Below are 25,757 nucleotides of genomic sequence, written 5' to 3'. Positions count from 1 at the left end.
TATCGGGTGTTCCACGTATTGATTTGAATGGAACTTTCCCCGTTCTTACGTGCTGAACAAGAGAGCACAAAGGAGCCCCTCATGCCTGTAGACATCGGTCTGAACGACGACGCCCGAAACACATCCGCCGACGCCCTGCGCGTCCTGCTGGCGGAGACATATGCATTGTACTCCAAGACGCACGGCTACCACTGGAACGTGACCGGCCCACGCTTCAACAGCCTGCACACCATGTTCGAGACACAATATAATGAGCTGTGGCTGGCGCTGGACGAAATCGCTGAACGCATCCGCGCGCTCGGCCATTTTGCCCCAGCCTCTGCCAGCGAGATGGTCGAACCAGCTACGATCAAGCCGGACAATGGCATTCCGGATGCTGACACGATGGTCGAAAACCTGGTTAAAGGTCATGAAGCGGTCAGCCGCGCAGCGAAAGCCGGCCTGAAAATCGCGGAAGATAATGGCGACGCCGTAACGGCCGATCTGATGACGCAGCGCGCCGCCATCTCGGAGAAGACCGCCTGGATGCTGCGCGCCAATCTCTAGGGAATCCGCGCCTCTGGCGCATCCTGTATATTGCACTGCACAACAAGTGCCGCGTTTCATGGGCTTGACGGTCCCGCTGAGGCGCGGCACTCTTTCATTTGTGTAATGAATGGGTCAGCAAGAGCCCACCGGAACAACCCCGGACTGCGCGCAAAAAAAGGCCCGGCAGCGAGTTAACGCGCCGGGCTGTAAAGTATCGGGTCCCGTAGGGGGGAGGAAACGCCCAATCGGAGGAAGGATTGGGTTAATGCCCGGGACCCTTGGCATGCGTGTTAAATAAACACTCCAGCCCTGTTTTCAACCTACGAGACAGCAAAGCTTTCATGCAATTATGCATGAATGTCGCATTTCTGACTAATTCTGACGCATAGCAGGACGACGCAGGATTTCGGTCTCTGCGGTGATGAAATCCCGAAACGCCGCAATCCGCTTGGAACGGCGCAAATCACTCGGATAGATGAAGTAGAGATCGAAGATCGGGCCGACCGTTTCCGGCAACACTTTCACAAGGCGCGGCATTGTCCCGGCCATGTAATCCGGCACATCCGCAATCCCCAGACCAGCATCCACCGCGCGCAACATGGCAAACACATTGTTCACCTTCAGCGCGGCCTGGCGTGGCGGGCTGTCATCGCGACCGACCCGGCAGGCAAAGCTCATCACATCCAGCATGGAAGTTTCGTCGCCATAGGCGATGATGCGGTGATTATCCAGATCCTGCGGCGTGCGGGGCATGCCATAGGCTTTGAGGTATTCCGGCGAGGCATAAAGGTTCGTCGCAACTGTGCCCAGCTTGCGCTGGATAAGGTCTGCCTTGTCCGCAGCCCACAGGCGGATGGCGCATTCGGCCTCCAGCTTCAGCAAATCATATTCGCGGCTGTCATCAAGACGAAGGTCCAGATTCATGTCCGGATGCTTGCGCATGAACCCGCCAAGGCGCGGCACAAGCCAGGTGGACCCGAAAGCCACTGGCGCGGCTACGATCAGTTCACCCTGCGGGGTTTCCTGTTGGTCCTTCAGCAGCGTATTCGCCGATTGCGCGGCGGTGGCCATTTCCATGGTCGAACGGAACAGGGTGTGCCCGCTATCGGTCAGCACCAAACCGCGCGCATGCCGCTGGAACAGGGACACGCCAAGCGCCTCTTCCAGCGCCGCAATCTGGCGCGAGACAGCCGACTGCGATATGCCCAGCCGTTCCCCTGCCGAGGTCAGGCTGCCAGCTTCTGCCGCCGCGTGGAAAGATTTCAGTTTACCCCAATCCATGGGGAGCGTTTGTGACGCCTAAATGACCCCACGGCAAGCAGAGAATGCGGCAGTCCCTCCCACCCGCATACTGTAGGGCGGGTTGAACAAAGCGATGCGCGCCCGTTCCACGCTCTCTCTGTGATGTGGTGTTGGTGGAATCCTGTCCAAATTCGCACCCAAGCCACTACGTTCCCCAACGTGACGCCCCACTGCCATGCCTGTTCTTCTAGTTTCCGGGTGATACACTCCTCATCGGGAGGAATATCAGATGCCACGACTGAAACAGGCGGGGCGCGAAGCGGAAAATCCGTTCGCAAACCGGATTTTTGACATCCTGTTCGGCGAACGGGACCCGATTGCGGAGCCTGGAACCGAGACCGGAACGCCCGGTAACTGGTGGACTGTTTTCAACATCGTGCCGGATGCATTCAAGCACACAACTGAAGGGTTTCAGTTTTACCGGTCAAAAAATCGGAAGCTGGATCCGAAACTGCGTGAACTCGGACAGACCCGCGCAGGCTTTGCCGTTGGCTCACAGTTTGTCTTTTCCCAGCATTGCAAGGCCAGCCGCGACGTCGGCCTCACCGAAGACCAGATCGCCGCCATACCTCATTGGCAGGTGGCATCCTGCTTCAGCCCGCTGGAGCGCGCAGTTCTCGCCTATACGGACGGACTTGTCCTGCAGCGCGGCCGCATTCCGGATGGCGTGTTCGATGCGCTGAAGTCCGGGCTGTCGGATGAGGAAATTCTCGAGCTCACCTACATCACCTGCACCTATATGATGCACGCGATCATGAGCCGCGCACTGAAGCTGGAGTATGATGATGTGGATGAGCGTATTGTTGAGATAGCCGCACCAAAAGATGCGAACACGGACGTCATGTCGATGGTCGACAAGGGAGGAAACTGAACATGGCCTATCATCATCTCGCCCTCGCCGCGAAAGACATGAAAGCAACGCACGCATTCTATGAAGGCATCATGGGGTTTGAGCTGGTAAAGGTTGAAGTTGCTCCCATCATGACCGGAGGCTGGGGCAAGCATTTCTTTTACCGCATGGATGGCGATGACAGCCGGTTTATCGCCTTCTGGGAACTTCATGACACAGAGGGCAGCGAAGACTATGTGTATGACATCAACGCCGCCGCCAAACTGCCGCCGGGCACGAACCATTATTCCTTTTCCGTTGACTCGAAACAGGAGCTGAAAGACTGGAAACAGAAATGGCTCGCAGCCGGTCTGGACGTATTCGAAATCGACCATAACTGGTGCCATTCGATCTATACCAGAGACCCAAACGGAAACTCTGTCGAATTTTGCCTGACCACAGGAACGTTCACCGAGACCGACAGGCAGCGCGCGCTCGACGCACTTTCGGAAACAGAGTTCACCCCCTCCCCGCCCCCTGCCTTCATGCAATTATGGAATGCGAAAAAGGTAGACAGCCGATAGATCGCCTACTGACTGGCCCAGAGGATACGGGCGATCCAGGCGATCTCGGACGGCTTGAAACTGCGCGTGGGATAGGCCGGGTTCAGAGAGGCAAGCTCCACCGCGCGCGAATTCCGCCGCGCAAGGATTTTGGCCATCACTTCACCTTCCAGCGTTTTCGCCACAACCCGGTCACCAATTTTCACCTCGGAGCCCGGCGAGACGATGATCCGATCCCCTGCGCGGTAGGCTGGCTCCATCGAATCTCCGCTGATCTCCAGCGCATATACAGACTCGGTCTCAAGCCCCGGAAAGCGAACCTCTTCCCAGCCGCCCCCAACCGGAAACCCTGCATCGTCAAAAAAGCCATCCTGCCCGGCTTGCGCAAAGCCAATCAAGGGCGCAATCGCGCCGCGCCGCCCATCGACCAGCGCCGCGAAATCCTCAAACCGACTGCCAACTGAATCCAGCACACGCGCAAGACTCTCCGTAGACGGCCAGCGCGGACGACCATCCGCCGCCTCCCGCTTCGACGGATTAAACGCCGTCGGGTCCAGCCCGGCCCGCCGCGCAAGACCAGATGGGGTCAATCCATGATGAGCGGCCAGGGCATCAATGCCTCGCCAGATGTCACGATGTTTCATGGGATAATTTTCCCAACTATTGCCTTGCTCGCTAAATAGGAATATCCACCTATTGTCAAGTCAGCTTGGGAGTCAGGCATGAAACTTTTCATTCATGGCGTGCCGGATACGCCGCATTTGTGGGAACCGTTGATTTCCGTGCTGGACCTCAGTGAAAACGACTATCGTGCGCCTGCCCTGCCCGGTTTTGGGTGCGCCCGTCCGGCCGGGTTCTCTGCCACGAAAGAAGCTTATACAGATTGGCTTGTCGGCCAGATGGAAGACATTGGCGGAGGCATAGATATCGTTGGCCATGACTGGGGCGCCTTGCTGACCTTGCGGGCCGTCTCTCTGCGGCCGGATCTTGTGCGCACCTGGTGCGTTACCAACGCGGTGATCGATCCCGAATATCGTGGACATGCCATGGCCCGCCGCTGGGCTACACCAATCCTGGGGGAGTTGGTTATGCTGGGCATGCGGAACAAGAAGCGGCTTCTTCCCGCCATGATCGCTGGCGGCATGCCGAAAAGCCTCGCGAAGAAAGAAGTTCCTCTGATTGACAAGACCATGCGGCAGAGCATCCTCGATCTTTACCGCTCAGCCGACGGACTGCGGTTTTCAGATGACTGGGTCAACGGCCTCGCAAATCTGCCACAGCGCGGACAGCTTTTCTGGGGCGAGACTGATCCTTATGTTGACCTTTCCGTTGCCAAACGGTTTTCAGAGCGATGGAATGTCCCACTTCACGTGGAGACCGGTGCGGGGCACTGGGCCTGTGCAGAGCGGGCGACGGAATTCGCCACCCTTCTCCAGTCACATTGGGCGTGAACTTCAGGCGGCCTCTTTTTTCGGGCTGCCAAGCTCCTGCTTCACACGCTCTGCCAACTGACGAACAGTAAACGGTTTCGGCAGGAAGGAAACTGCCCGGTCATCATCCAGCTGCTTGGCAATATCGCGCTCTGCATAGCCAGAGATGAAGATCACACGTGCATGGCCAAGCAACTCCTTGGCCTCGCGGATCAGCGTCGGACCATCCTTACCCGGCATGACGACATCTGAGATAACGAGGTCGAAACTTTCCGGATTGTCTTCCAGAATCTCCATTGCCTCTTCGCCATCGCAGGCTTCCTCAACCTCATAGCCGCTCGAGCGCAGCAGAGAGGCCGCAATGCCGCGAACACCGTCTTCATCCTCGATCAACAGGATGCGACCACGGCCGGAAATATCCACTGGCTGGCTCGCGGCGTGCTCGACCTGCGCCATATCCACTGGCTCTGGAATCTCTTCGGCGGCCAGCGCTGGCAGGTAGATGTGGAAGGTCGTGCCTTTGCCCACGCCAGAGGTGGTGCAGATATAGCCGCCGGATTGCTTGATAATGCCGTACACAGTCGCAAGACCAAGACCCGTCCCAACGCCCGCTTCTTTCGTGGTGAAGAAGGGTTGGAAGATCTTGTCCATGACATCCTTCGGCATGCCGTGGCCGGTATCTTCCACTTCAATCAGCATGTAGTCGCCATCATTGACGAAGGAGAAGCCCTTCTCCTGAGCTTCCTTGCCAGTCGCCCGCGCCGTACGGATCGTCAGCTTGCCGCCATTCTTGTGGCTCAGCATCGCATCGCGCGCATTGGTGGCAAGATTGAACAGCGCGTTTTCCAGCTGGTTCTTGTCAGCCTTGACGTATGGCACATCGCGGCCATGCTTGACGTCCAGTTCGATCCGCTCGTCCAGCAATTGACGCAGGAGAATGGAGAATTCGGTCATGAAGTCTGTCACCGCGAAGACTTCGCGCTTGAAGGTCTGCTGGCGCGCATAGGCGAGCAGCATCTTCACAAGATCCTTCGCACGGATCGAGAATTCGTGGATCGACTTCAAATTTGGATAGGAAGGGTCGCCCAGCGGATGGTGGACCATCAGCTGCTCATTGTTCAGGATGATACCCTGAAGCACATTGTTGAAGTCATGCGCCACGCCGCCGGCAAGCTGGCCAATTGCCTGCATCTTCTCGCCATGCGCCAAACGCATCTCCAGCTGGCGCTGTTCTGTAATATCCATGACATATGCAACCGACGGTCGACCCGCGCCGTCCAGCGCCACGAAGACGTTGACGTGCTTTGGCTCCTGCCCGGCAAGCTTCAGGCTGATCGGCTTGTCGATCGCATCAACGAGGAGACCACTCAACGCCTCCTGCCCTTCCTCGGCGAGGAAGAGGTCAGAGAATTTTCCGCCCGGCGCAGCCTTGCCTTCGGTCAAATCCATCAGGGAGCGGTTGGCATCCATGATGATCGCGCTGTCGACGCTGCCGCCTTCCAGACGCACAGCACCAAAAGGCGCGTCATCAAACATCGGGTCGCCATCCGGGCGCGGCGGACGCGAAGCGGTCGATAGGCGGAAGCCTTCCTCGCCCGTATTCATCACCTGTTGGCTGGCCAAGATGATTGTACGACCGGTCGCTTCGGCGCCCTTGCCAGACCAAGTCGTGATCGCCTGAACCGGACGCTCGACACCATCGCGGCCGCGCAACTGAATATCCACCCGGCCCGGCACGCCGGATTTGCGATCTCGCGACAGCATCTTCACAAATTCCGGACGCATGATGTCATCGATCCGGATGTTCTTCGACATTTCCGGCAGGCCGAGCATATCGCGCAGCCAGCCATTGGCGTAGGTAATCGTACCGTCCGGGCGCGCGGCAAAGAACCCCATTGGGGCGTCTTCGACATAAAGCGACTTCAAGTCGGCCGCACCAGTCGCTTCGCGCTCGCCTGCGATCGGGCGGATGCGCCACAGAACCTTGTCACGTGGCAGCGGAGAAACAGTGATCTCGAACTGCGCCGGTACGCGCTCAGGGCCAATCGTGATCGGTGGCAGGATTTCGCGGCGCGCATGGCCGACTTTGGCGTCCTTGGAGAGGCGATAAACGGGCGCTGCCAGACCGGGATTAGCCCCGAACAGGCGGTCGACAGTGACAGGCGCACCTTCGGCCTGTGAACCAATCAGAGCCAGCGCGGTCAGTTCGCGGTAAGATCCATTCGCCGCCATTGGCGCGCCGCCGCGGTCTGCAATCAGAACAGATTCATCCAGCGCTTCGATCCAGCCATAACGAGGAGTCGCCGCCTGCGCTGCACGAGCAATCGAGCCGCGCTCCGGAAACAGGCCCAGCATCCGACCGGCGCCGCGCACACTCCACAACAGGAAAACCAGACCACCAGACGCCATTGCGATCAGAAGGATCGGTCCCGGCGCGCCCGATGCGTTTGGCCAGGCAAGCGCTACACTCGCAGCGGCAATCGACACAAGCAGGCAGATCCAGAATGACAATTGCATCCAGTCCAGCCGTCCACGCTCAGACAACGCACTCAGTTCAGCGGCAGAATCCTGATCGTCAACGGGAGCAGCATTGGCCTGCACTTTTAAATCCATCGGTCGCTTTACACTCCTGCTGCCAGCCGCCAAGGTCGCGCCAGCACTTTACGCCTATTTCCGTCCAGCATCGCTGGCGACTCAGTCATACGGAATCCTAGTCTACCAAATGTGGCACGACAAAGGTTAATGAAGTGGGAAAAGACGTTAAGATGAACGTTGAAAATTGCAGAAATCACAGTGGAATCGGAGGTTTTCATGAGACGGACTTCAACAGCAATCGCAGCGCTCCTGCTGCTCGGCGCATGCCAGAGCGAGCCCAGCGACACGCTTCCGCCGCCAGTTGCCGAGATGCCGCCAGCGCCGGCAATTCAGGACCGCGCTGAAATCGTTGCTGCAGAAAGCGCCCGCCTGAACCAGTTCTTCGAAGACAAGTTCCAGGCCACGCTTTCGCGCAATCCGATGTACCAGACCTATCTGGGCGTGAAGACCGATTATGACAAATGGAACGACGTCTCTGACGAAAATGCCGTGCGCGAAATGGAAATCCAGCGCGCCGACATGGAAGAGATGAAAACCCTGTTCGACTACGACCTGCTGGACGATCAGGCCAAACTGTCCTGGCGACTTGCGGAATATGAACTCGCGCAGGCGGAAGCGGCCTTCCCATTCCGCCATCACAGCTACACGTTCGATCAGATGCGGGGTGTGCAGTCGAGCATTCCGGCTTTCCTGGTCAACCAGCATGGCGTCACCAGCCTGTCAGACGCGGAGGCCTATGTTTCGCGGCTCGAAGGCATCTCAGCTTATCTCGATCAGCACATTGAAAATGCGGAGTATTCGGCGAGCCTTGGCATCAAGCCACCGGCCTTCGCCTACGCCTATGTCCTGAACGATTCCAAAGGCGTCATAACAGGATACCCGTTCACGTCGGACGTTTCCGATGGCAGCGAAGACAGCCCGCTGATGAAGGATTTCCGCGGCAAGGTCACCAAACTGGTCGAGGCTGAAACCATTGGTCAAAGCCAGGCGGACGCATTGCTTTCGGATGCAGTTGCGGCGCTGACATCATCCGTCGGCCCAGCCTATGAGAATGTGATCACGGTCATGGAGGCCCACGCCGAAACCGCCACGACAGATGATGGCGCGTGGAAGCTGCCAGACGGCGACGCCTATTACGCGATGCGCCTGAACCAAATGACCACGACAGGCATGAGCGCAGCTGAAATTCATCAGCTGGGTCTCGACGAAGTGGCGCGCATTCACGGCGAAATGCGCGGAATCATGGCGCAGGTCGGATACGAAGGCACGCTCAAAGAATTCTTTGAATTCATGCGGACTGACGAGCAATTCTACCTGCCGAACACGGAAGAAGGTCGTGAGGCTTACTTGTCCGAGGCACGTCATCAGATCGAGCTGATGAAAGAGGACCTGCCGAGTGTGTTCAACACATTCCCGAAAGCCGACATGATCGTGAAAGCGGTTGAGCCGTTCCGCCAAAAGTCCGCAGGCAAGGCCTTCTATTCCCGCCCTGCCCCGGATGGCAGCCGGCCCGGCACCTACTATGCAAACCTCTACCGCATGCAGGATATGCCGACCTATCAATTGCAGGCACTTGCCTTCCATGAGGGCATTCCGGGCCACCACATGCAGATTGCCATCGCGCAGGAACTGGAAGGCATTCCGAGCTTCCGGAAGTATGGCGGCTACACCGCCTTCTCCGAGGGCTGGGGCCTGTACTCGGAATACTTGCCGAAGGAAATGGGCTATTATTCCGACCCGTATGATGATTTCGGCCGCCTCGCCATGGAGATCTGGCGCGCTGCCCGTCTCGTCGTCGACACCGGAATTCACGACAAGAAATGGACCCGTGAACAGGCAATCCAGTATCTTCTCGACAATACGCCGAACCCCGAAGGCGACGCGAAGAAAGCCATTGAGCGCTACATCGTGATGCCGGGTCAGGCGACAGCCTACAAGATCGGCATGATCAAGATCCTGGAGCTTCGGGAAGCAGCCAGAGCCGAACTTGGTGATGCATTCGACATCGCAGAGTTCCACGATGTTGTGCTGAAGGATGGCCCGGTTCCGCTCAGCATTCTGGAAGAGAATGTGAAAACCTGGGTCGCTTCCAAACAGGAAGCCTGATCCGAAACGCCGCGCAGCCCTTTGCAGACTTTCCGCATTTGGCGGGAATGGCGAATACGCTGCGCGGCGCTTTCTTGGGAACTGATAAAGTCAGGCGACGTAACTTGATCTGAACGTTTGACCGTCCCTATCAGGGGACTGGACCAATTTGCCATCAGGAGATTTGGGGATGCTGGGTGAAATCATGACGGAGGTCTTCTCCGTATCGGGCCTGTTTACGCTGTTGATGTTGTTGATGCTGCAGGCCGTGCTCGGCTTCGACAACCTGCTCTACATTTCCATCGAATCAAAACGCGTTGGCGAAGAGAAAGCGCCGATGGTTCGCCAATGGGGCATCGGCCTCGCGGTCGCTTTCAGGATCATCCTGCTCTTCATCATCGTCGCTCTGTTCGATGCATTGGCCGAGCCGCTGTTCGGATTTCATCTGACCGGGTTCTTTGAAGGCGAGTTTACCTTCCAGAGCCTCATCACGCTCGCGGGCGGCGCGTTCATCATCTACACCGCGATCAAGGAAATCACCCACCTGCTGACGGTCGACCACATTGAGCACAGCGAAGGCGGCAAGGCCAAATCGGTCATGCAGGCCATCACGCTGATCGTGGCAATGAACCTCGTCTTCTCATTCGACTCCATCCTTTCCGCGATGGCGATTGCAAACGTCGAAGTCGCAAACATTGTATCGGCCAGCGGCGAGGTGATCGACACGTTCAAGGGCACCGTGACGGATTGCAAGTCCGCCCTGATCAGCACGCCCATCGAAGGCGCTGTCGGCTGTCGTCCCGGCAAGGATTATCAAGTCTGGCTGATGGCGATCGCGATTATCGTATCCGGTATCGTGATGGCACTCATGGCGGACGCGGTCGCTGAGTTCCTCAAGAAGAACCGGATGTACGAAGTTCTCGGCCTCTTCATCCTGTTCCTGGTCGGGGTCCTGCTGGTCACTGAAGGCGCCCATCTGGCTCATATGAAACTGTTCACCTTCACCATCGAAGCCATGAGCAAATCGAGCTTCTACCTCGTCATCTTCGTACTGGTGGTCACCGACATCATCTCGACCAACTACCAGAAGCGTCTCTGGCGGCAGCGCGAAGCGGAACTCCAAGCCCACGGAGAATCCGAATCCGTTGTCGCTGCGGTTGACGATGAAATGGATAGGAAGCCGCCGATCTTCACAGGCTTCAGACTGTAAGGAACGGCACTACTGGACGCCCTGTTGCCGACTAGCGCAGCAGGGCCGTCCGTCTGCTGATGCGCAGGGCCATCCTGTTGCCCTTGCGTCCGATCTGGCCCTCTGCAACCACAGCGCCGTCGCGGCCACCAGTCAGCAATTCGACAGGCTGGTCTGATGGCAGGCCAAGCAGCAGGGTCGAGCCTGGCTTGAGGTCTGCAAGACGCGAGAGTGGGACGCTGAGCGATGCGATACGCGCGGTCAGAACGGCTGTCATCGCCCCTGCCCCCGCTGCTGCTGGTACACCTGCAGGCGCACTCAAAGCCATCTGGCGAGACCGGACAGGCGCCGGTTCACTCGCGCCATCGAACAGGTCGTCCTCCGCCATGATCAGACGCGCTGGCATCTTTGCGTCATTCACGCGTACATCGAGGTCAAGAATCGTGGTCTGCCCCGGCCCGGCCAGCGCGGACGCAAATTCCGGATCCGTCTCGATACGGGAGAATTTCAGCGACGACGCCAAGGCCGCGCCCAATGGCCGAACCAGCCCTTCCAGCAGCGCCGCATCCATCGGCGTCAACATGCGCGCCTTCTGCTGGGATGGGTGTCCACCGCACGCCGTTTCGATCAAGGCATTCGCCAGCGGCGCGCTGATCACCAGCATCGCGGCAATCTCTCCGCCGGGCGCGGTGAAGCAGGCGATCGCTGATCCCGTACCTGCGCAATCTGTCTGAAGACCCTGGTCGAAACTGCCCCGTGCACTCGCGCGCGCCAGAGCGGCGGCCTTCAGGCCACATCCATCACGCAGGGCGAGACTCAGGCGAGACGCCATCCGGCGTGCCTCGTCGGTCACATCGGTCGGTTGCGCTGGCGGCAAGGCGAGGTCGCAAACCTGTACGTCTTCCACCTGCTCCGGCTCGGGTTCAGGCTCCGGCATGTCATCCAGATTGGGCCGCAGCAACGCTTCGATTTCCGCCGCGCTCAGAACACCGCGCGACGTCGGCAACGGACGATCGGGCGTGATCGGCTCGAACGTTGTTGGCATGTCCAACATGATGTCGGACTCACGTCGAGGTGACATGTCCCATCCATCATCAGCAGCAAGAGGCAAGTCGGTCTTCATGGAGCGGTCGGCCGGTTCTTGGGTTCCTGACCGTTTTGCGCCAGATACGGTTAACGACTGGTTAGGAATTTCCTCTTTCGTCCGCTCATCGTCAGCCATGATTCTACCCTGGTCTCCGTTGGGATTAATGCAGGCGCACTTCACGTTAAGTATCACGAGCTGGCGTTAAGGCCTTGATTACGATGCTGTAAGACATCGTTTGGACCTTCATGCCATTATGCCTTCATCGCATGAGGCACCAAGCATAACCGCCGAAGCGTTGGGTAGATTGGGCGAAAGAAAACGGCGGTAATCCGATGCCGGATTACCGCCGTTGTTTTATTCCGAACTGGAATTGAGTTAGTCGTCTCGCAGCGTGCGCTCTTTGCGCTCATGGCGCTCCTGCGCCTCAAGGCTGAGCGTGGCGGTCGGGCGCGCTTCCAGGCGACGCAGACCAATCGGCTCACCCGTCACTTCGCAATAGCCGTAAGATCCATCATCGATGCGGCGCAGCGCCGAGTCGATCTTGGAGATCAGCTTGCGCTGTCGGTCCCTCGTGCGCAGCTCAAGCGCCTTGTCGCTTTCGGCAGACGCGCGATCCACGATGTCCGGCAAGGATCCTGACTCACCCTGCAGATTGTTGATCGTCTGCTTTGCGCCATCAAGAATGTCAGCCTTCCAGTTTTCCAGAAGCCGACGGAAGTAGGCGAGCTGGCGCTCGTTCATGAACTCCTCGTCGTCCGAGGGGCGATAGTCGTCCGATAGGTCAACACTCATCGCTTATTCACCTTACTCTGTTTGGGGGCGGATATAGACCGCCTAGTGATTCTCTGCAATTCCTGCCGCTGAGTAATTTTTGCCAATGTTTTCAGTCAATTGAGGCAAAATCATGTAATCTTCATGAGATTGTTACCAATCGACGGCGTCGTATTCCGAGAAATTCGGTGCAATTTACAGGCCAGCCCTTGATCTTTCTCGCGACGATGCGCTGAATGAAATCTGTCCCAAACACTACGGATGCATTGGTTTCAGCGTACATGGCCCGACGCCGGAAAACTATGGATAAGACGTCCGGCTGGATGCAGGCAGTTGTCTTCAACTCGCTGCTGGTCCTCATGCCTGTCATCGCCGCGCAGAGCCTCTCAATGGCATTCTCCGGCGAAGGGTTCTCCGACACACCCACCATCGAAGCCATCGACCAGACCCGCCGCAACATGGACGAGTCCTTTGCCTCCATCTCTCCGCGCAGCGGCGGCGACAAATACAAATTCTGGCACGACATCGTCGAACGCGAACTGACCGATATGGACGTTTCCGCAGCGCGTGGTTTCCTGCTGGCTGCGCCCGAAATGCTTGACCGTGAATCTGTGCGGGAGCTTCAGGCAGATTCAGACGGGGTGAAGATGGACCGCGCGGATGATCGCCTGGCCGCTGCCGCCTTGCGCAAGCTTCCGCTCGATATCGGCCTGAAATTCGAAGAGGCAGAAGCTGCCGCTGGCCGCAAGACATTTGCATCCGCATCGACCGCTCTGGACGAAACAGATGAAGCGGAAGCGACGAACCCGGACACGGACGCTGAAACGGCAGACACGTCGGACCTGGGCGAGGAAGCCGAAACCGAGGTGACCCTTGCGGCGAGCGCCCGCTCGGCCGACCGGCGCTTCATCCTGCTCGGCACGTTCGCGGACCTTGCCAACAACTCAGAGCGCTGGGTAAAGGGCGACCGGGTTGATCCGATTACGCTGAAAGTGACGGCCATCGGCCTCATCGGTGCCGAGAGCGCGGATGGCGTGGGCGACGGGAACGTCCGGGCGGCGTCCATCCTGAAGTCCGCCCGGCGCGCCCGGCGAATGACCCCGGAATTCACGACCTATATGCGCAACCGGCTGAACGATGCGATTCCCGACTCGGTACTCCGCCCTGCCCTGGAAGACGCTTTCGACGAACTGGCCACAACCAGCGTGCGTGTTGATCGGGTGCGCGACGCCTATATGAACGCCATCGATCCGGCGGGCCTGCAGCAACTCGAGGCAGACCTCGTCCAGATTGACCGGATCGGCATGCTGACGAGCACGCCCGCAGCCATCACTTTGATCGAGCATTTGAAAGACGAAGCGGATCTGCGTCGCGCGCGCCTGCTGGCCGAGGCTGGCGGTGACCGCTCTGTTGCTCTGGTGAAGCAGAATGGCGAAGACGCCCTGCGCATTGCCGACACCGGAATCAAGTGGACCCGCGACCTGATGTTTCAGGTCATGGGCCTTACTGCGTCTGGGCTGGCCCTGCTCTATGTGATGATCGCAACGTTCCGCCGGAATGTCCGCCTTCCGAAAAAGCGTATCGAGCCGACAGGAATCTGATCGCTAGAGATTGAATGCGCCGCGAATGCCATCGATCAGAAGCTGAACGGACAAGGCCGCAAGAATGACGCCCAGGATCCGCGTCAGCGCGCCCGCAACACTTGCCCCCATAAGTCTGACCAGTGGCCCCGCAGCCAGGAAGATCAGAAGCGTCAGCGCAAGGTTCAGGCCGATCGCAGACAGGACAATCCCCTTCTCGATCCAGTCGGACTTGTCAGACATGTAGAACATGGCCGTGGCGATCGTACCTGGCCCGGCTACCATTGGAATGCCAAGCGGGAACACGGATACATCATCCGGCTCGGGGTCTGCTGCGTGGCTGTCGATATGCTCTTCAACGCGGTTTTCGCGACGTTCCGTCCGTTTCTCGAACACCATGTCGAGCGCGATCATGAACAGCAGGATGCCGCCGGCAGCCCGGAACGCATCAATCGAGATGTGCATTGCGCCGAGTAGCCAGGAGCCGCCAAACGCAAACCCATAAATGATAATCGTGGCGACAATAATCGACTTGATCGCCATGCGGCGACGATAGGCGGCATCACCACTCGCCGTCAGCGTCGCAAACACGGGCGCGACGCCCAAGGCGTCGATCAGGACGAAAAAGGTGACAAAGGATGCGGTAAAAAGAGAGATCAGTTCGGCGCTCATGCGCGCGACCTAATCTTTTTGGTCCGCTGCGTCGAGGATTTCCTGCACGAGCGGCGCAACAATGACTGCATCTCCCATGCCCGCGAACCGGGACAGGTCGGCGCCGCCAGAGGCCAGGGACATCATCATGCGATGGCCGCGCAGACGCTGCAGCAAGCCTTCCTCACCACGATGGCCATCTGCTGTGGCTGTGCGGCCGTGTCCGAGATCCACCAACAAGCCTTCACCCTTCCCGGCCTCCAACAGGGAGATTGCCTCATCTAGTGAGACAGCCTTCGGATCAGGGAGAGGGTCCATGCGCATTGGTTTCGCCATCATTCCGGTCCTCGCGCGTCAGCGGCCATCAGCTTTCTGCACCGGCTCAGCGCGCGATATAGATTGGAACTGGCAACATCGGCCGAAATTTCCAGAACATTTTCACGGTCTTCATCGCTTTCGCAGACGGCGAGCAACCCTGCGATGGCTTCAGCTGCCTGCGCATATGGCGGACCATCGACTTCGCCGAGCAGGTACATCTGCATGATCGCGAAATAGGCGCGCCCCGCCTGCGTGGTCGCTTCGGTAGGTCTCAGAATATCCTTCTCGCGCAGCACTCGGGCGCGCGTTTCGAGCAGAAGTACGCCGCGCCGGTCGCCATTTCTGACAACCGCGCCGTTCACCACGAATGTTTCGCCCGGTTTGAGGGACAGCTTCAATGGCATAGTGTCTGATTCCACTCCTGCAGATTTTGATAAAATTTGCAGAAAGGCGTTAACGCTTGATTGCGATTGCGTAAGTCTGTCAAAAATCTGCAATCAATTGCATACCATAAAGGCACCATGCGCCCGGTTCCCGAATGCGTAGGATCAACAGGCCTGCGAGGGGTTTGGTCCGTCACGGTCCTCAGGGGACGACCTAACCAAATCCAGCGCGGCACTCATCTGAAGCTTGAGGCACTGCGGCGGTACGCATGGCTGACTTCCTTTTACCACAGAGCCTCCCTGCGCAAAAATGAATTCAATGCTGCAGCGCGACAGCTGCCCTTTCGCCACGTCAGCGCTTGCTCCTCAGGCCCGCCACACTATTGTTGGGTCAGACCCAGATGAGGAAGAATTCATGCGTTTTGAAGGCACCCAGGATTATGTCGCCACCGATGATTTGAAAGTGGCAGTCAACGCGGCAATCGCTTTGGAGCGTCCGCTCCTGATCAAGGGTGAACCCGGCACCGGTAAAACCGTCCTCGCCGTTGAAGTGGCCAAAGCGCTCGGCGCAGAACTGATCGAGTGGCACATCAAATCTACAACGAAAGCCAGCCAGGGCCTTTACGAATATGATGCGGTCTCCCGGCTGCGCGACGGCCAGATGGGTGAAGAGCGCGCGAAGGACGTGGCGAACTACATCAAGAAGGGCAAGCTGTGGGAAGCGTTCACCGCTGAAAAGCGCCCAATTCTGCTGATTGACGAGATCGACAAGGCCGACATCGAATTCCCGAACGACCTCCTGCAAGAGCTCGACCGGATGGAGTTCTATGTCTACGAGACCGACCAGACCATCAAGGCGAAGCAACGTCCGATCGTGATCATCACATCGAACAATGAAAAGGAACTGCCGGACGCCTTCCTGCGCCGCTGCTTCTTCCACTTCATCAAGTTCCCGGACGAAGAGACGATGAAAGAGATCGTCGATGTCCACTTCCCGGATATCAAGAACAAGCTGGTCAAGGACGCGCTGACGACCTTCTACGCCATGCGCGAACTGCCGGGTGTGAAGAAGAAGCCGTCCACGTCTGAGCTACTCGACTGGCTGAAGCTCCTGATGAATGAGGACATCGATCTAGAGACCCTCAAGGAACAGGATCCGGACCGCCTCACCCCGCCCCTGCATGGCGCACTCCTGAAAAACGAACAGGATGTCGCCCTGTTCGAGCGCCTCGCCTTCCTCGCCCGCCGCGGCGACGGCAATGGCGGCGGCCGCAGAGGCCCGGCGGGTTAAATCCGCACCATCAAGATGCAATTACCCCCAATCCGAGATGAACAGATGCGATCATCCTGAATTGGGCCATTGTGGATGGAATTCGGTCAGAATTTTATCGCACGGCCTTCGTCGTGCTCGGCTTAGTCAGACAAGCAAATCTTGTTGCCATCGAGATCTCTGACATAAGCAGAATATTTAGGGCCCCGTTGCCCAGGTGCCCCCTCGCACGTACCGCCATGCTCAATGGCTAAGGCGTGAATGCGCCTGACCTCCTCAACGGTTCCGACGCAGAATCCCACCATAGTGCCGTTCCCGAAAGTCGCTGGCTGTTCGTTGAATGGGCGCGCCACGGCAAATGCAAAATCCTGCTCCACCCAATAAGTCATGCGGTCGGACGGAGCAACCTGATTGAGACCCTGCCGCTCAAACAGCGCTTTGTAGAATCGGACAGCAGCGGGCATGTCATTTGTTCCGACGACGAAGTAGTTCATTTTCATGATGCAATCTCCAATACGCCATTTAGCTAGCGCGTGCGTTGAGGTGTGTGGTGAGAGTTGCTTATTGAAAAATGCGACATTTTGTGTCGTATTTCTTTGATGCCCAGAGCAAATACCTCAGTCAGATTGCGCAGGATAGAATTGCTCGCGGTTGAACTGAAACAGGACTCCCACCGCACGGTCAAAGACCTCGCCCGTCAGCACGGCGTCAGCGAACGCACCATCACCCGGGATCTGGCGCTCATGCGGGACCAGGGAATGCAGATTGATGCCGATCGCGGGCGGGGTGGTGGCGTACGCCTCAATCGAAACTGGGGCGTCGGCCGCCTGAATCTTGATTACTCCGAGGCTGTTGACCTTCTCATCAGCATTGCCGTTGCGGAGCAAATGAAATCGCCTCTGTTTCTGGCCAATCTCGACTCGGTTCGCCGTCAACTCGTAGCGTCATTCTCGCCAACCAAACGTGAATCTGTTGACCGATTAAGAGCCCGAATTCTGGTAGGCGCTACGGCCTCGACATATGTGCAGGCCAGTGTCACCGCTCCCCCAAAACGGATTGTTCAATCCTTGCATCAGGCATTTATGGATTTGGAAACACTGGAAATCGACTACAAGAGCGAGGATGGCGCGGTATCGCGGCGACGGATTGATCCGCACTACCTCCTGCTAAAATATCCGGTCTGGTATGTCGTCTCATTTGATCATCTACGAAACGAGCCCCGCACTTTTCGATGTGATCGCATACTAAACGCTTCACGGACCGGTGACGTATTCAGCCTGTTGCCTAAGAGTACTTTTCAATTGTCGCTCATTTGGAATGACTGACTGGCTTGGGCGACTACCGATTGGCAACGTCACACGCACCTCAATCCTTTGAGATGTCGCCCAGCGGCTGCGCCTTGGGCCGCCGGTTGACGTCTTCGCGGCTTTTCAGGAAGTCGGCCATCTTGGTGTTGTCCTGGCGTTCATCGAACCAGGTTTTCCAGGCCAATGTCATCCAGGCGGCATGGAACAGCAGGCCGCAGATGATCGAAACCAGGCCCGGGATCGGCCCAATATGAGCACGTCGGACAAACTCTCCCAGAGTCAGCACATCGGTTGGATGGATCGCAATCTTGGCAAAATAGGCCGCGCCCTGAATGGCGAAAATCCAGCCATAATTCCGGCGCAACCGCCGCCCAATGGCGCGCGCCATGGATATTCGGTATTGCGGCTTTTCATAATCGTCCGACAGGGCGGTGCCTCGGTCGAGCGGTATCCGGGCGCCTTTCCCGCGCAGCATGGGGACGTAAAATGCAATCTCCAGCACGCGCGCCCGGAACCGCCAGACATAGAAAAATCGATAGCGACGCGCTTCCAGTATCAGGAACATAATGCACAACGCACCGACCAGCACGATGGGAAAGGGAGATGCGCGATCACTGGCAAACGACACTGACAAGCCGATCCCGGTCGAGATCACAGCCCAGTTCGTCGTCTGGTCCAGACGTTGTCGCCAAATGGTCGAGCGATAAACTTCCGCACGATAGAGGTGGGCCAGCGCGCCAACCTCCTTGCTGCCCACAATGGCTTCAGGCGGATCGCCATCAGGATCTTCGGTAAATTCCAAATCGCTCATACGGGCATTCTACGGCGCGAATCTCCGCCTCGCCAAGGGGCAATCGGGCGCGGGCTCAGCTGTTTTCGCCGACCTCTTCGCGGTCCTTGACCATCCGTGCCTGCAACGGGATCGGGACAGCTTCCTTCCGGAAGGACAGCGTGGATTGCGGGAATGGAATGGTGATACCTGCGTCGTCCAGCGCATCCTTCACAGCAAAGGCGACTTCATCATAGGTCGCGCGCTGATCCGCCGGACGGCTGCCAGACCACCAGAGCAGTTTGAAATCGATGGACGAGCCACCGAACGAGACACATTGAACGTCCATGGTTTCAGACTGCTCGACCGACTCACAGCTTGCCAGCGCCTCCTGAAGTACCGACTTGGCCTTGCGCATGTCGGTATCATAATCGACGCCGACCACGAGTTCCTGTCGCTTCAGGGTGCGGTCGGTTTCAATATTGACCGGATTCTTGAACAGGTATGAATTCGGCACGATGACAAGCTCACCGTCGGTTTCCCGCACATGGGTCTCGCGGATCAAAATGCTCTCGACCCGGCCATAGACCTCTTCGCATTCGATCACGTCACCGATCCGAAGCTTCTCGCGGCCAAGGATTATAACGCCTGCAAGGAAATTCTCGAACACGTCCTTGAACGCAAAGCCGATCGCGACAGATGTCAGGCCGAGACCGGCAATAATGTCAGAGGGCGACACGGACGGGAAAATCACCGTCATTGCAATCGCCACGCCGACAATCCAGGCCGCGATGGAAATCAGGTTTTGCGCCAGTGTCACCAATGCGTCCCGAACCCGCGCGCGATGCATGGCCGTCGAGACAATCGCCCGGATAATCCGGCCCGCAATCAGGGTCACAATCAGGATGACCAGCGCAATGGTGAGATTGGGCAGGCTCTTGAAGAAGGCTGAAGCCATGTTTTCGACTTCGGTCTTCAGGTCTTCAATGGGCGTAAACTCCATCCGCGTGTAACGCGCGAACCCGGTTCAGGTTCCCATCAATTGCAGTAACCGAGCTTGAGGACGGGTCCATAGCCGTCGAGGGCAAGACGAACATGGTGCGTGTCGTCGGAATTCGCGTCCGCCCGGATGCGCCCAGCCAGCGCTCCGGCCTGCCCGGTAATCCGCCGCCGCCACAGCGCATAGCGTAGAGACTCCGGATCAGCGGTGAGCGCAATGGCACGGTCAAAACTGCTCAAGTCACATGCCTCCATCGCCAGTTCTGCGAGGGAATGACCGAAATCGGCCTGTTCAAACGACCGGTCCAGTCCGCTTGCTGCAATTGGACGCCCGGCCAATTCGAACATCGCATCAACCACGCGCCGTCGGGTTGGAGCGTCCGGTGCCAGACGCGCGCCCTCTGCCATGATCTCAGGACGGCCAATATTGAAGGGCTGCGCCCCTGCCCGTGCATCGCGCAAAAATGCTGTCCAATTCCCCCGCGACAAAGCCGCCTTGGCCTTTTTCCTCGCATAGGGTTCGACGGCCTTCTCACGTCTCAGATCTGCGCCAAGCCGCGCCTGCCAGTGCTGCAGCAACAGCGTGTCGCCACTCTTCGCCACGGTTTCCAGAAACGGCGCCTTCAACCGGTTCTGCTTTTCTGCGGGCAAGTGCTCAGCCGCCGACCAGATCGCGTCCAGCATGCACGCCGCCTCATCAGCGGTGCCGCACGCCGGATGTTCGAACGCATGTGCAGCGTCCAAACCGAACGCGGCAATGCTGAACAGCAAACTGGTCAGAAGGGATTTCATGCTGCCCGGTTAGCAAGAAGCAGCTGAACCGGGCATGAGTAAGCCGCTCAGGAAGCCACCGTGCGCAGCCGAACGAAATGCTGGTCCCAGCCCTTGTCGTGACTTGTCAGCATGTCGAACACATCACCGTCGAACGTCTCAAATCCGGAATGCACCAGTGTCAGTCGTGTGCCGCCAAATGCGGATTCCAGCGTCCAGTCCACAATGGTTTCATGTCCATTCAGGAACGCATGCGTAAATGTGTAACGCAGGCGATGAGGCGGCTCCGACACCAGAACCTTGCCCCAAATCATCTTCGGGTCGGGCTTGTCCGGGTTTTCGCGCAGCAGCGCATAGTCAGTGCCTGCGCTGAGGTCCGAATCTGCCTCGTGGAACCATCGCGCCAGCTTTTCCGGCTCGACAAGATAGGTCCAGACCCGTTCCGGCGCAGCGTTGATGAATATGGTTTTGGTAAGAGTGGCGTCAGTCATCGGATCCCTCCACGGCCTGTTTCAGTTTGAGAAGTTTGTCGTCCCAGAACTGGCTGAAGAAGGTCAGCCATTCCGCAACAGGCTTCAGTCCGTCGGGATTGAGACAATTAATGGCTTCCCTGCCCTGGCGCTCAACGCGGATCAGCTGGGCCGATTCAAGCAGGGCCAGATGTTTGGAAACCGCTGGTCGGCTCATGTCGAACCGGCTGGCAATGTCAGACACGCGCAAATCGCCGCCGGCGAGCAAGGCCATGATCTGGCGGCGAGTGGGGTCAGCAATCGCGCGGAATACGTCTGGATCAGTCATAAAGGAAACCTCTTGGTTTCCCTTTTAATAGGAAACCAAAAGGTTTCATGTCAAGCAGCCTTTTGCTTTTCCCAGCGTCATCTTGGACAGGGCGGCCCGGCGACGCTATCTTTCAAGAGAACCCAATCGAAGAGACCGCCCCATGTTCCTGAACTTCTTCAATGAGCTGCGCGAAGCAAAAGTGCCTGTCACGCTGAAGGAATACCTCCTGCTGATGGAGGCGATGGACAAGCAGGTCATCAATATGGAGGTGGAGGATTTCTACTACCTCTCCCGCGCGGCCCTGGTGAAGGACGAGCGCAACATCGACAAGTTCGACCAGGTGTTCAGCCACGTCTTCAAGGGGCTCGATACGCTCGCCGACGCGGTAGACGTGCAGGATTTGCCGGAAGAATGGCTGCGCAAGATGACCGAGAAATTCCTGACCAAGGAAGAGATGGACGAGATCGAAGCGATGGGCGGCTTCGAAAAGTTGATGGAGACGCTGAAACAGCGGCTCGAAGAACAGAAGAAGCGCCATGAGGGCGGAAACAAATGGATCGGCACGGGCGGCACATCGCCCTTCGGCGCCAACGGCTACAACCCGGAAGGCGTGCGCATCGGGCAGGAAAAATCCCGCCATCGCCGCGCGGTGAAAGTCTGGGACAAGCGCGAATTCAAGAATTACGACGACTCGGTTGAGCTCGGTACACGCAACATCAAGATCGCCATGAAGCGCCTGCGCAAATGGGCGCGCACCGGCGCGGATGATGAACTCGATCTGGACCAGACCATCCGCAACACGGCGCGCAAGGGGTATCTCGACATCGAAATGCGCCCGGAGAAACGCAACACGGTCTCCGTGCTCTTGTTGCTGGATGTCGGCGGATCGATGGACCCTTATGTCCGCGTAATGGAAGAATTGTTCTCAGCTGCGCGGTCCGAGATCAAGAACCTCGAATACTATTACTTCCACAACTGTCCTTATGAAGGTCTGTGGAAGGACAATCGCCGTCGCATGAACAATCGCATCCCGACCTGGGACGTATTGAACAAGTTTCCATCCGATTACAAGGTCATCGTCGTTGGCGACGCCACGATGAGCCCATATGAGATCACCTATGCTGGCGGCTCCGTCGAGCATTGGAACGAGGAAGCCGGCGGCATCTGGATCCAGCGCTTTGTTGAGCGTTACCCGAACTTTGTCTGGCTGAATCCGGTCAAGGAAGGCGCGTGGGAATATACCGGCTCCATCAAACTCATCCGTGAGCTGATTGGTGGACATCGCATGTTTGAGATGACGCTGGAAGGCCTGGACGAGGCGATGAAGGAACTGAGCCGCTAAAGGATCTTGTATGCCGCGTATTGCCGTCAACGGAATTGAAATCGAGTACGCTGAGACAGGTTCACCTGAAGATCCGCTGATGCTGCTCGTGTCAGGCTTTTCCGGGCAGATGACCCGGTGGCCCGAAGCATTCCTGAAGGGATTGGCCGATGCCGGCCGACGCGTCGTCGTATTCGACAATCGCGACATCGGGCTGAGCACGGAACTGGCAGGCAAAGTGCCGCCATCTCCCGAAACCATCGTCAAAGGCATTGCCGCGGGCGAACCGGTCCATGAACGCGTGCCCTACCTTCTGGATGACATGGCCGCAGACGCCGCCAACCTTGTTGATGCCCTCGGTGCAGACCAGGCTGACATACTGGGCGTGTCGATGGGCGGCATGATCGTTCAGCTCATGGCGCTGAACCATCCAGAGAAAGTTCGAACACTGATCCCGGTAATGACAACATCGGGTGACCCGTCCCTACCCCCGTCAGATTCGGTTGCCATTGAGGCCCTTACAGCGGTCCCGCCGGAACGCACGCCTGAAGCCATAGCGGACCAGGCGGTCAAGTCTGCAGCGGCATACGGATCGCATCCCGATATCCGCAACTCAGACGATGATATCCGGAAGCTTTCAATGGATGCCATGACGCGCTCGGATCGCCCCATGGGCGTCGCACGGCAATATGCAGCCATTCTGGCCCAGCCGCGATGGCATGAGCGTTTGGAGCGCGTATCGCACCCTACATTGGTTCTGCACGGCGCAGTGGACACGCTGATCAAGCCGGCTGCCGGAGAGGATATCGCCCGCCGTATTCCGGGAGCAGAGTTAAACATCCTCGACAAATGGGGCCACGACATGCCGGAGAAAATGATCCCCGTGCTGCTGGATCTTATCGTGCCCTTCCTTGATCGCCACGCGCCGGGCGCTCGCTAGGCAGCTACCAGCCGCCGCCACCGCCGCCGCCGCCACCGCCGCCGGAAAAGCCGCCCCCTCCTCCACCGGAAGAGCTGGAACTTTGCGGCAATGAAGCGCTGACACCCGTGCTCATGCTGGACATGACAGCATCATTCATGCCGCCAACATTGCTGAACGAACGACTGCCGAAATGTCCCCAGGCAGGAGCATACGACGCCGCCTCCGTCGGCAATGTGTCCTCGAAATACTTCGTCCAGGGCTTTTCCACATCCAGCGCGATCGCGTAAGGCAAGAACCGCTCATATCGCTCAACACTCATGGGCGGCGGTGCATCCCTGCCGACTTCGACCGAGTTCAGCTGCAACTTCTCAGCTGTTTCCAGATACAATTTGAAACCCTCGATCTCTGTACGGATCTTCTGCCCTTTCGGCGTCGGGGCCGGCATCAGATACATGAACAGGCCATTGAGGGCAGCGAGCGCCAGGATGAACGCCAAATGCCAGACGGACCAATTGACCGTCTGCGTGATCGCCACAGCGACCCCGATAATGGTCAGCACCACAGCCACAAGTGTATAGCTCAAATTCCAACGGAAATACGGCTTGCCATATTTCCGCGACAGGGCCTTGCGAAACAAGGTGTAGGAGGTGGTAAAACTGGCATCATACTTGCCGCCCAGCGTGCGCGTCTTCTTGCCATCGAACAATTCGCTATCGAGCTTTTGCTCGTCAGTGGTCAGGGTGGCCGCCGCACCGCCCTTGCGGGTCAGCACAGTGGACTTCTTCTCTGACGCATCAATATCCACGAGGCCTTTTGTGCCCATATTTATCAGTGTCGAGATCAGCGCCCCGTGGCCGCGAAAGCCCCTGAAGTAAACATGATGCACCGCAGCCGGAGACAACCCTTCTGGCGGCTCATAACGCGCAAAGACCGGGCCCTTCGGAGGATCTTCTCCGACTTTCCGGAAGCTGCGCATCAGGAATCCCAGAACACCCAGGAATGAGGCGAGCAATATGCCCAGCGCGCCATACCGGAACCACCAGAGCACGCTCTTGTCTGCAAATGACGGCGGTTCAATCACGCCCTTCTCAAGACCCAGCGAAATGGTCAGGCCCTCTCCGGCATCGAAGGGTCGCGTTGCCTCAAACACATGGGCGCCGCCGCTTTGCCGATAGGCGTAATCGCTGCCCGAGTTTCCGTAACCGCCTGTATATCCGTCCTGCAAGACCACGCGTGCATCCTCTGGCAGCGTGATACGCGCCGCGGCCTGATCTATCGGGAACAGCCAATAGTTTCCCGTCACGTTCCAGTACAATTCGTCATGCGTGTCGAAGTAGCGGATCTGGTTCTTTACTTCGTATTCGATCTCATAGGTATGCGCGCCGCGATCTATGAACACATCCGCATCCCCGATCCGGATACGGAAGGCATTGCCGTCGCGTTCCACGGCATAGGGCTCCTTGCGGCCATCCCGTGTCACGCGCTTTACATTGATTTGGTAGGGCAGCTTGTCCCCCGGCTGCCCTTCATCATCGGCGTAGTATCGCGGCAATTCGCGGAAAATGCCCCGGCGGATGCGGACGCCTTCCGATGTGACCTGAAGTGTTTCAGACACCTGAATATCGCCATCTTCTTCCACCGTGATGGCCACGTCGAAACTGTTGATCCGCTCTTCGGCGACGGCGGAAAGCACAAACAGGCTGGCGGCCAGGCATGCCGCGAAAAAGCGCAGCATCACGACCGGCTCCCCATATCGATTTCGGGCAGTGCGCGATCGGCCATGTCGACTTCGAAATATGATCGCGCGTGGAACCCGAACGGTCCGGCAAGCAGATTGGCCGGAAAACTCTGAATACTGGTGTTCAGCTCACGCACAGCCCCATTGTAGAAACGCCGCGCCATCTCGATCTTGTCCTCGGTCTCGGAAAGCTCCTGCTGCAACTCCAGAAAGTTCGCACTGGCCTTCATGTCTGGATACGCCTCGGCCACAGCCATCAGGCGCGCAACCGGTTGCGACAGCGCGCTTTCCGCCGCGCCCCGGTTCGCGAGATCATCACCCGCTGCCAGGGCCTGGGTTCGCTTTTCGGTGATCTCCGCGAACAAGTCCCGCTCATGCGCAGCATAGCCTTTCACCGTCTCCACCAATTGGGGAATAAGGTTCGCCCGGCGCTTCAGTTGAACATCAATGTCGGACCATCCATTGTCTGCCATCTGTGACCGGCTGACGAGGCGATTGTAGATGAGCACGCCCCCGACAATGAGAACGGCCACAAGGCCAAGCAGGATATAGGTCAGCACGTGTCGGGC

Annotated in this window: 27 protein-coding genes; 11 read left to right on the top strand and 16 right to left on the bottom strand. The window is 58.0% G+C overall.

Going from position 1 to position 25,757, the window contains the following annotated elements; translation table 11 throughout:
* Nucleotides 1-81 precede the first annotated feature (81 nt).
* On the top strand, nt 82-546 hold the full coding sequence (locus HY36_RS08440; protein ID WP_035551073.1) for a Dps family protein: 465 nt from the start codon (nt 82-84) through the stop codon (nt 544-546).
* Between the two features lie 354 nt (nt 547-900).
* Here HY36_RS08440 and HY36_RS08435 read toward each other — a convergent pair whose 3' ends face one another.
* Nucleotides 901-1,809, bottom strand: a complete 909-nt coding sequence (locus tag HY36_RS08435) for a LysR family transcriptional regulator (RefSeq protein WP_035551071.1) — start codon at nt 1,807-1,809, stop codon at nt 901-903.
* Nucleotides 1,810-2,059: 250 nt separating this feature from the next.
* Between HY36_RS08435 and HY36_RS08430 the strand changes: the two genes are divergently transcribed.
* Together HY36_RS08430 and HY36_RS08425 are read left to right on the top strand one after the other, a co-directional pair.
* Nucleotides 2,060-2,701 (top strand): carboxymuconolactone decarboxylase family protein, encoded by a 642-nt coding sequence (locus tag HY36_RS08430; protein ID WP_035551068.1) that lies wholly within the window; start codon nt 2,060-2,062, stop codon nt 2,699-2,701.
* A gap of 2 nt (nt 2,702-2,703) precedes the next feature.
* Nucleotides 2,704-3,243, top strand: coding sequence for a VOC family protein (locus tag HY36_RS08425; RefSeq protein WP_035551065.1), 540 nt, complete (start codon nt 2,704-2,706; stop codon nt 3,241-3,243).
* Between the two features lie 5 nt (nt 3,244-3,248).
* On the opposite strand, the gene HY36_RS08420 is transcribed toward HY36_RS08425, so the two are convergent.
* Nucleotides 3,249-3,866, bottom strand: coding sequence for a S24 family peptidase (locus HY36_RS08420; protein ID WP_035551063.1), 618 nt, complete (start codon nt 3,864-3,866; stop codon nt 3,249-3,251).
* 78 nt (nt 3,867-3,944) lie between these two features.
* Between HY36_RS08420 and HY36_RS08415 the strand changes: the two genes are divergently transcribed.
* Nucleotides 3,945-4,673: an alpha/beta fold hydrolase gene (locus HY36_RS08415; protein WP_035551061.1), complete on the top strand. Its 729-nt coding sequence runs from the start codon at nt 3,945-3,947 to the stop codon at nt 4,671-4,673.
* 3 nt (nt 4,674-4,676) lie between these two features.
* Here the strand turns inward: HY36_RS08415 and HY36_RS08410 are convergent, their stop codons facing one another.
* Nucleotides 4,677-7,265: a response regulator gene (locus tag HY36_RS08410; protein ID WP_081806107.1), complete on the bottom strand. Its 2,589-nt coding sequence runs from the start codon at nt 7,263-7,265 to the stop codon at nt 4,677-4,679.
* A 198-nt stretch (nt 7,266-7,463) separates the two neighbouring features.
* Here HY36_RS08410 and HY36_RS08405 point away from each other — a divergent pair, with 198 nt between their 5' ends.
* Together HY36_RS08405 and HY36_RS08400 are read left to right on the top strand one after the other, a co-directional pair.
* A complete protein-coding gene (locus HY36_RS08405) occupies nt 7,464-9,353 on the top strand; it encodes a DUF885 domain-containing protein (RefSeq protein WP_035551391.1) in 1,890 nt (629 codons plus the stop codon).
* 169 nt (nt 9,354-9,522) lie between these two features.
* Nucleotides 9,523-10,542, top strand: coding sequence for a TerC family protein (locus tag HY36_RS08400; RefSeq protein ID WP_241764173.1), 1,020 nt, complete (start codon nt 9,523-9,525; stop codon nt 10,540-10,542).
* Between the two features lie 31 nt (nt 10,543-10,573).
* Here HY36_RS08400 and HY36_RS08395 read toward each other — a convergent pair whose 3' ends face one another.
* Together HY36_RS08395 and dksA are read right to left on the bottom strand one after the other, a co-directional pair.
* A complete protein-coding gene (locus HY36_RS08395) occupies nt 10,574-11,743 on the bottom strand; it encodes a FliM/FliN family flagellar motor switch protein (protein WP_081806106.1) in 1,170 nt (389 codons plus the stop codon).
* A 240-nt stretch (nt 11,744-11,983) separates the two neighbouring features.
* Nucleotides 11,984-12,400: an RNA polymerase-binding protein DksA gene (dksA, locus tag HY36_RS08390; protein WP_027837297.1), complete on the bottom strand. Its 417-nt coding sequence runs from the start codon at nt 12,398-12,400 to the stop codon at nt 11,984-11,986.
* A gap of 281 nt (nt 12,401-12,681) precedes the next feature.
* Here dksA and HY36_RS08385 point away from each other — a divergent pair, with 281 nt between their 5' ends.
* On the top strand, nt 12,682-13,980 hold the full coding sequence (locus tag HY36_RS08385) for a hypothetical protein (RefSeq protein ID WP_035551053.1): 1,299 nt from the start codon (nt 12,682-12,684) through the stop codon (nt 13,978-13,980).
* Nucleotides 13,981-13,983: 3 nt separating this feature from the next.
* Here the strand turns inward: HY36_RS08385 and HY36_RS08380 are convergent, their stop codons facing one another.
* From HY36_RS08380 to HY36_RS08370, 3 genes are read right to left on the bottom strand one after another with little or no spacing between them, the layout of a single operon-like run.
* Complete coding sequence (locus HY36_RS08380; protein WP_035551051.1) at nt 13,984-14,631, bottom strand: MarC family protein; 648 nt, start codon at nt 14,629-14,631, stop codon at nt 13,984-13,986.
* 9 nt (nt 14,632-14,640) lie between these two features.
* Complete coding sequence (locus HY36_RS08375; RefSeq protein WP_162175969.1) at nt 14,641-14,946, bottom strand: hypothetical protein; 306 nt, start codon at nt 14,944-14,946, stop codon at nt 14,641-14,643.
* Nucleotides 14,946-15,332, bottom strand: coding sequence for a flagellar biosynthesis repressor FlbT (locus HY36_RS08370; RefSeq protein WP_035551046.1), 387 nt, complete (start codon nt 15,330-15,332; stop codon nt 14,946-14,948). Before HY36_RS08370 ends, HY36_RS08375 begins: the two co-directional genes overlap by 1 nt.
* A 394-nt stretch (nt 15,333-15,726) precedes the next feature.
* Here HY36_RS08370 and HY36_RS08365 point away from each other — a divergent pair, with 394 nt between their 5' ends.
* Nucleotides 15,727-16,602, top strand: a complete 876-nt coding sequence (locus HY36_RS08365) for an AAA family ATPase (RefSeq protein ID WP_035551385.1) — start codon at nt 15,727-15,729, stop codon at nt 16,600-16,602.
* A 122-nt stretch (nt 16,603-16,724) separates the two neighbouring features.
* Here HY36_RS08365 and HY36_RS08360 read toward each other — a convergent pair whose 3' ends face one another.
* Nucleotides 16,725-17,081, bottom strand: coding sequence for a VOC family protein (locus HY36_RS08360; RefSeq protein WP_035551044.1), 357 nt, complete (start codon nt 17,079-17,081; stop codon nt 16,725-16,727).
* Nucleotides 17,082-17,180: 99 nt separating this feature from the next.
* Here HY36_RS08360 and HY36_RS18115 point away from each other — a divergent pair, with 99 nt between their 5' ends.
* The gene (locus HY36_RS18115) at nt 17,181-17,906 is read left to right on the top strand and encodes a helix-turn-helix transcriptional regulator (protein ID WP_199285770.1); all 726 of its coding nucleotides are present in this window, start codon (nt 17,181-17,183) and stop codon (nt 17,904-17,906) included.
* 40 nt (nt 17,907-17,946) lie between these two features.
* Here the strand turns inward: HY36_RS18115 and HY36_RS08350 are convergent, their stop codons facing one another.
* The 5 genes from HY36_RS08350 to HY36_RS08330 are packed head-to-tail and all read right to left on the bottom strand — an operon-like array spanning nt 17,947 to nt 21,225.
* Nucleotides 17,947-18,699 carry a DUF2270 domain-containing protein gene (locus HY36_RS08350; protein ID WP_051602639.1) on the bottom strand — a complete coding sequence of 251 codons (753 nt, stop codon included), beginning with the start codon at nt 18,697-18,699 and terminating at the stop codon, nt 17,947-17,949.
* Nucleotides 18,700-18,754: 55 nt separating this feature from the next.
* On the bottom strand, nt 18,755-19,660 hold the full coding sequence (locus tag HY36_RS08345; RefSeq protein ID WP_035551037.1) for a mechanosensitive ion channel family protein: 906 nt from the start codon (nt 19,658-19,660) through the stop codon (nt 18,755-18,757).
* Nucleotides 19,661-19,695: 35 nt separating this feature from the next.
* Nucleotides 19,696-20,448: a hypothetical protein gene (locus HY36_RS08340; protein WP_035551035.1), complete on the bottom strand. Its 753-nt coding sequence runs from the start codon at nt 20,446-20,448 to the stop codon at nt 19,696-19,698.
* 47 nt (nt 20,449-20,495) lie between these two features.
* Nucleotides 20,496-20,918 (bottom strand): SRPBCC family protein, encoded by a 423-nt coding sequence (locus tag HY36_RS08335; RefSeq protein WP_035551032.1) that lies wholly within the window; start codon nt 20,916-20,918, stop codon nt 20,496-20,498.
* A complete protein-coding gene (locus tag HY36_RS08330) occupies nt 20,911-21,225 on the bottom strand; it encodes an ArsR/SmtB family transcription factor (protein ID WP_035551029.1) in 315 nt (104 codons plus the stop codon). The genes HY36_RS08335 and HY36_RS08330 overlap by 8 nt, the downstream gene beginning before the upstream one ends.
* Nucleotides 21,226-21,367: 142 nt before the next feature.
* On the opposite strand from HY36_RS08330, the gene HY36_RS08325 reads away from it, so the two are divergent.
* Together HY36_RS08325 and HY36_RS08320 are read left to right on the top strand one after the other, a co-directional pair.
* A complete protein-coding gene (locus HY36_RS08325; protein ID WP_035551027.1) occupies nt 21,368-22,549 on the top strand; it encodes a vWA domain-containing protein in 1,182 nt (393 codons plus the stop codon).
* Between the two features lie 10 nt (nt 22,550-22,559).
* Entirely contained in the window at nt 22,560-23,468 is a 909-nt protein-coding gene (locus HY36_RS08320; protein ID WP_035551026.1) for an alpha/beta fold hydrolase, read from the top strand.
* Between the two features lie 4 nt (nt 23,469-23,472).
* Here HY36_RS08320 and HY36_RS08315 read toward each other — a convergent pair whose 3' ends face one another.
* Together HY36_RS08315 and HY36_RS08310 are read right to left on the bottom strand one after the other, a co-directional pair.
* Nucleotides 23,473-25,185, bottom strand: a complete 1,713-nt coding sequence (locus tag HY36_RS08315; protein ID WP_035551024.1) for a DUF2207 domain-containing protein — start codon at nt 25,183-25,185, stop codon at nt 23,473-23,475.
* Complete coding sequence (locus HY36_RS08310; protein WP_081806105.1) at nt 25,185-25,748, bottom strand: LemA family protein; 564 nt, start codon at nt 25,746-25,748, stop codon at nt 25,185-25,187. Before HY36_RS08310 ends, HY36_RS08315 begins: the two co-directional genes overlap by 1 nt.
* Nucleotides 25,749-25,757 lie beyond the last annotated feature (9 nt).

Source organism: Hyphomonas atlantica corrig. (genome assembly GCF_000682715.1).
Classification (GTDB): domain Bacteria; phylum Pseudomonadota; class Alphaproteobacteria; order Caulobacterales; family Hyphomonadaceae; genus Hyphomonas; species Hyphomonas atlantica.
This window is presented reverse-complemented; position numbering and strand designations above follow the sequence as displayed.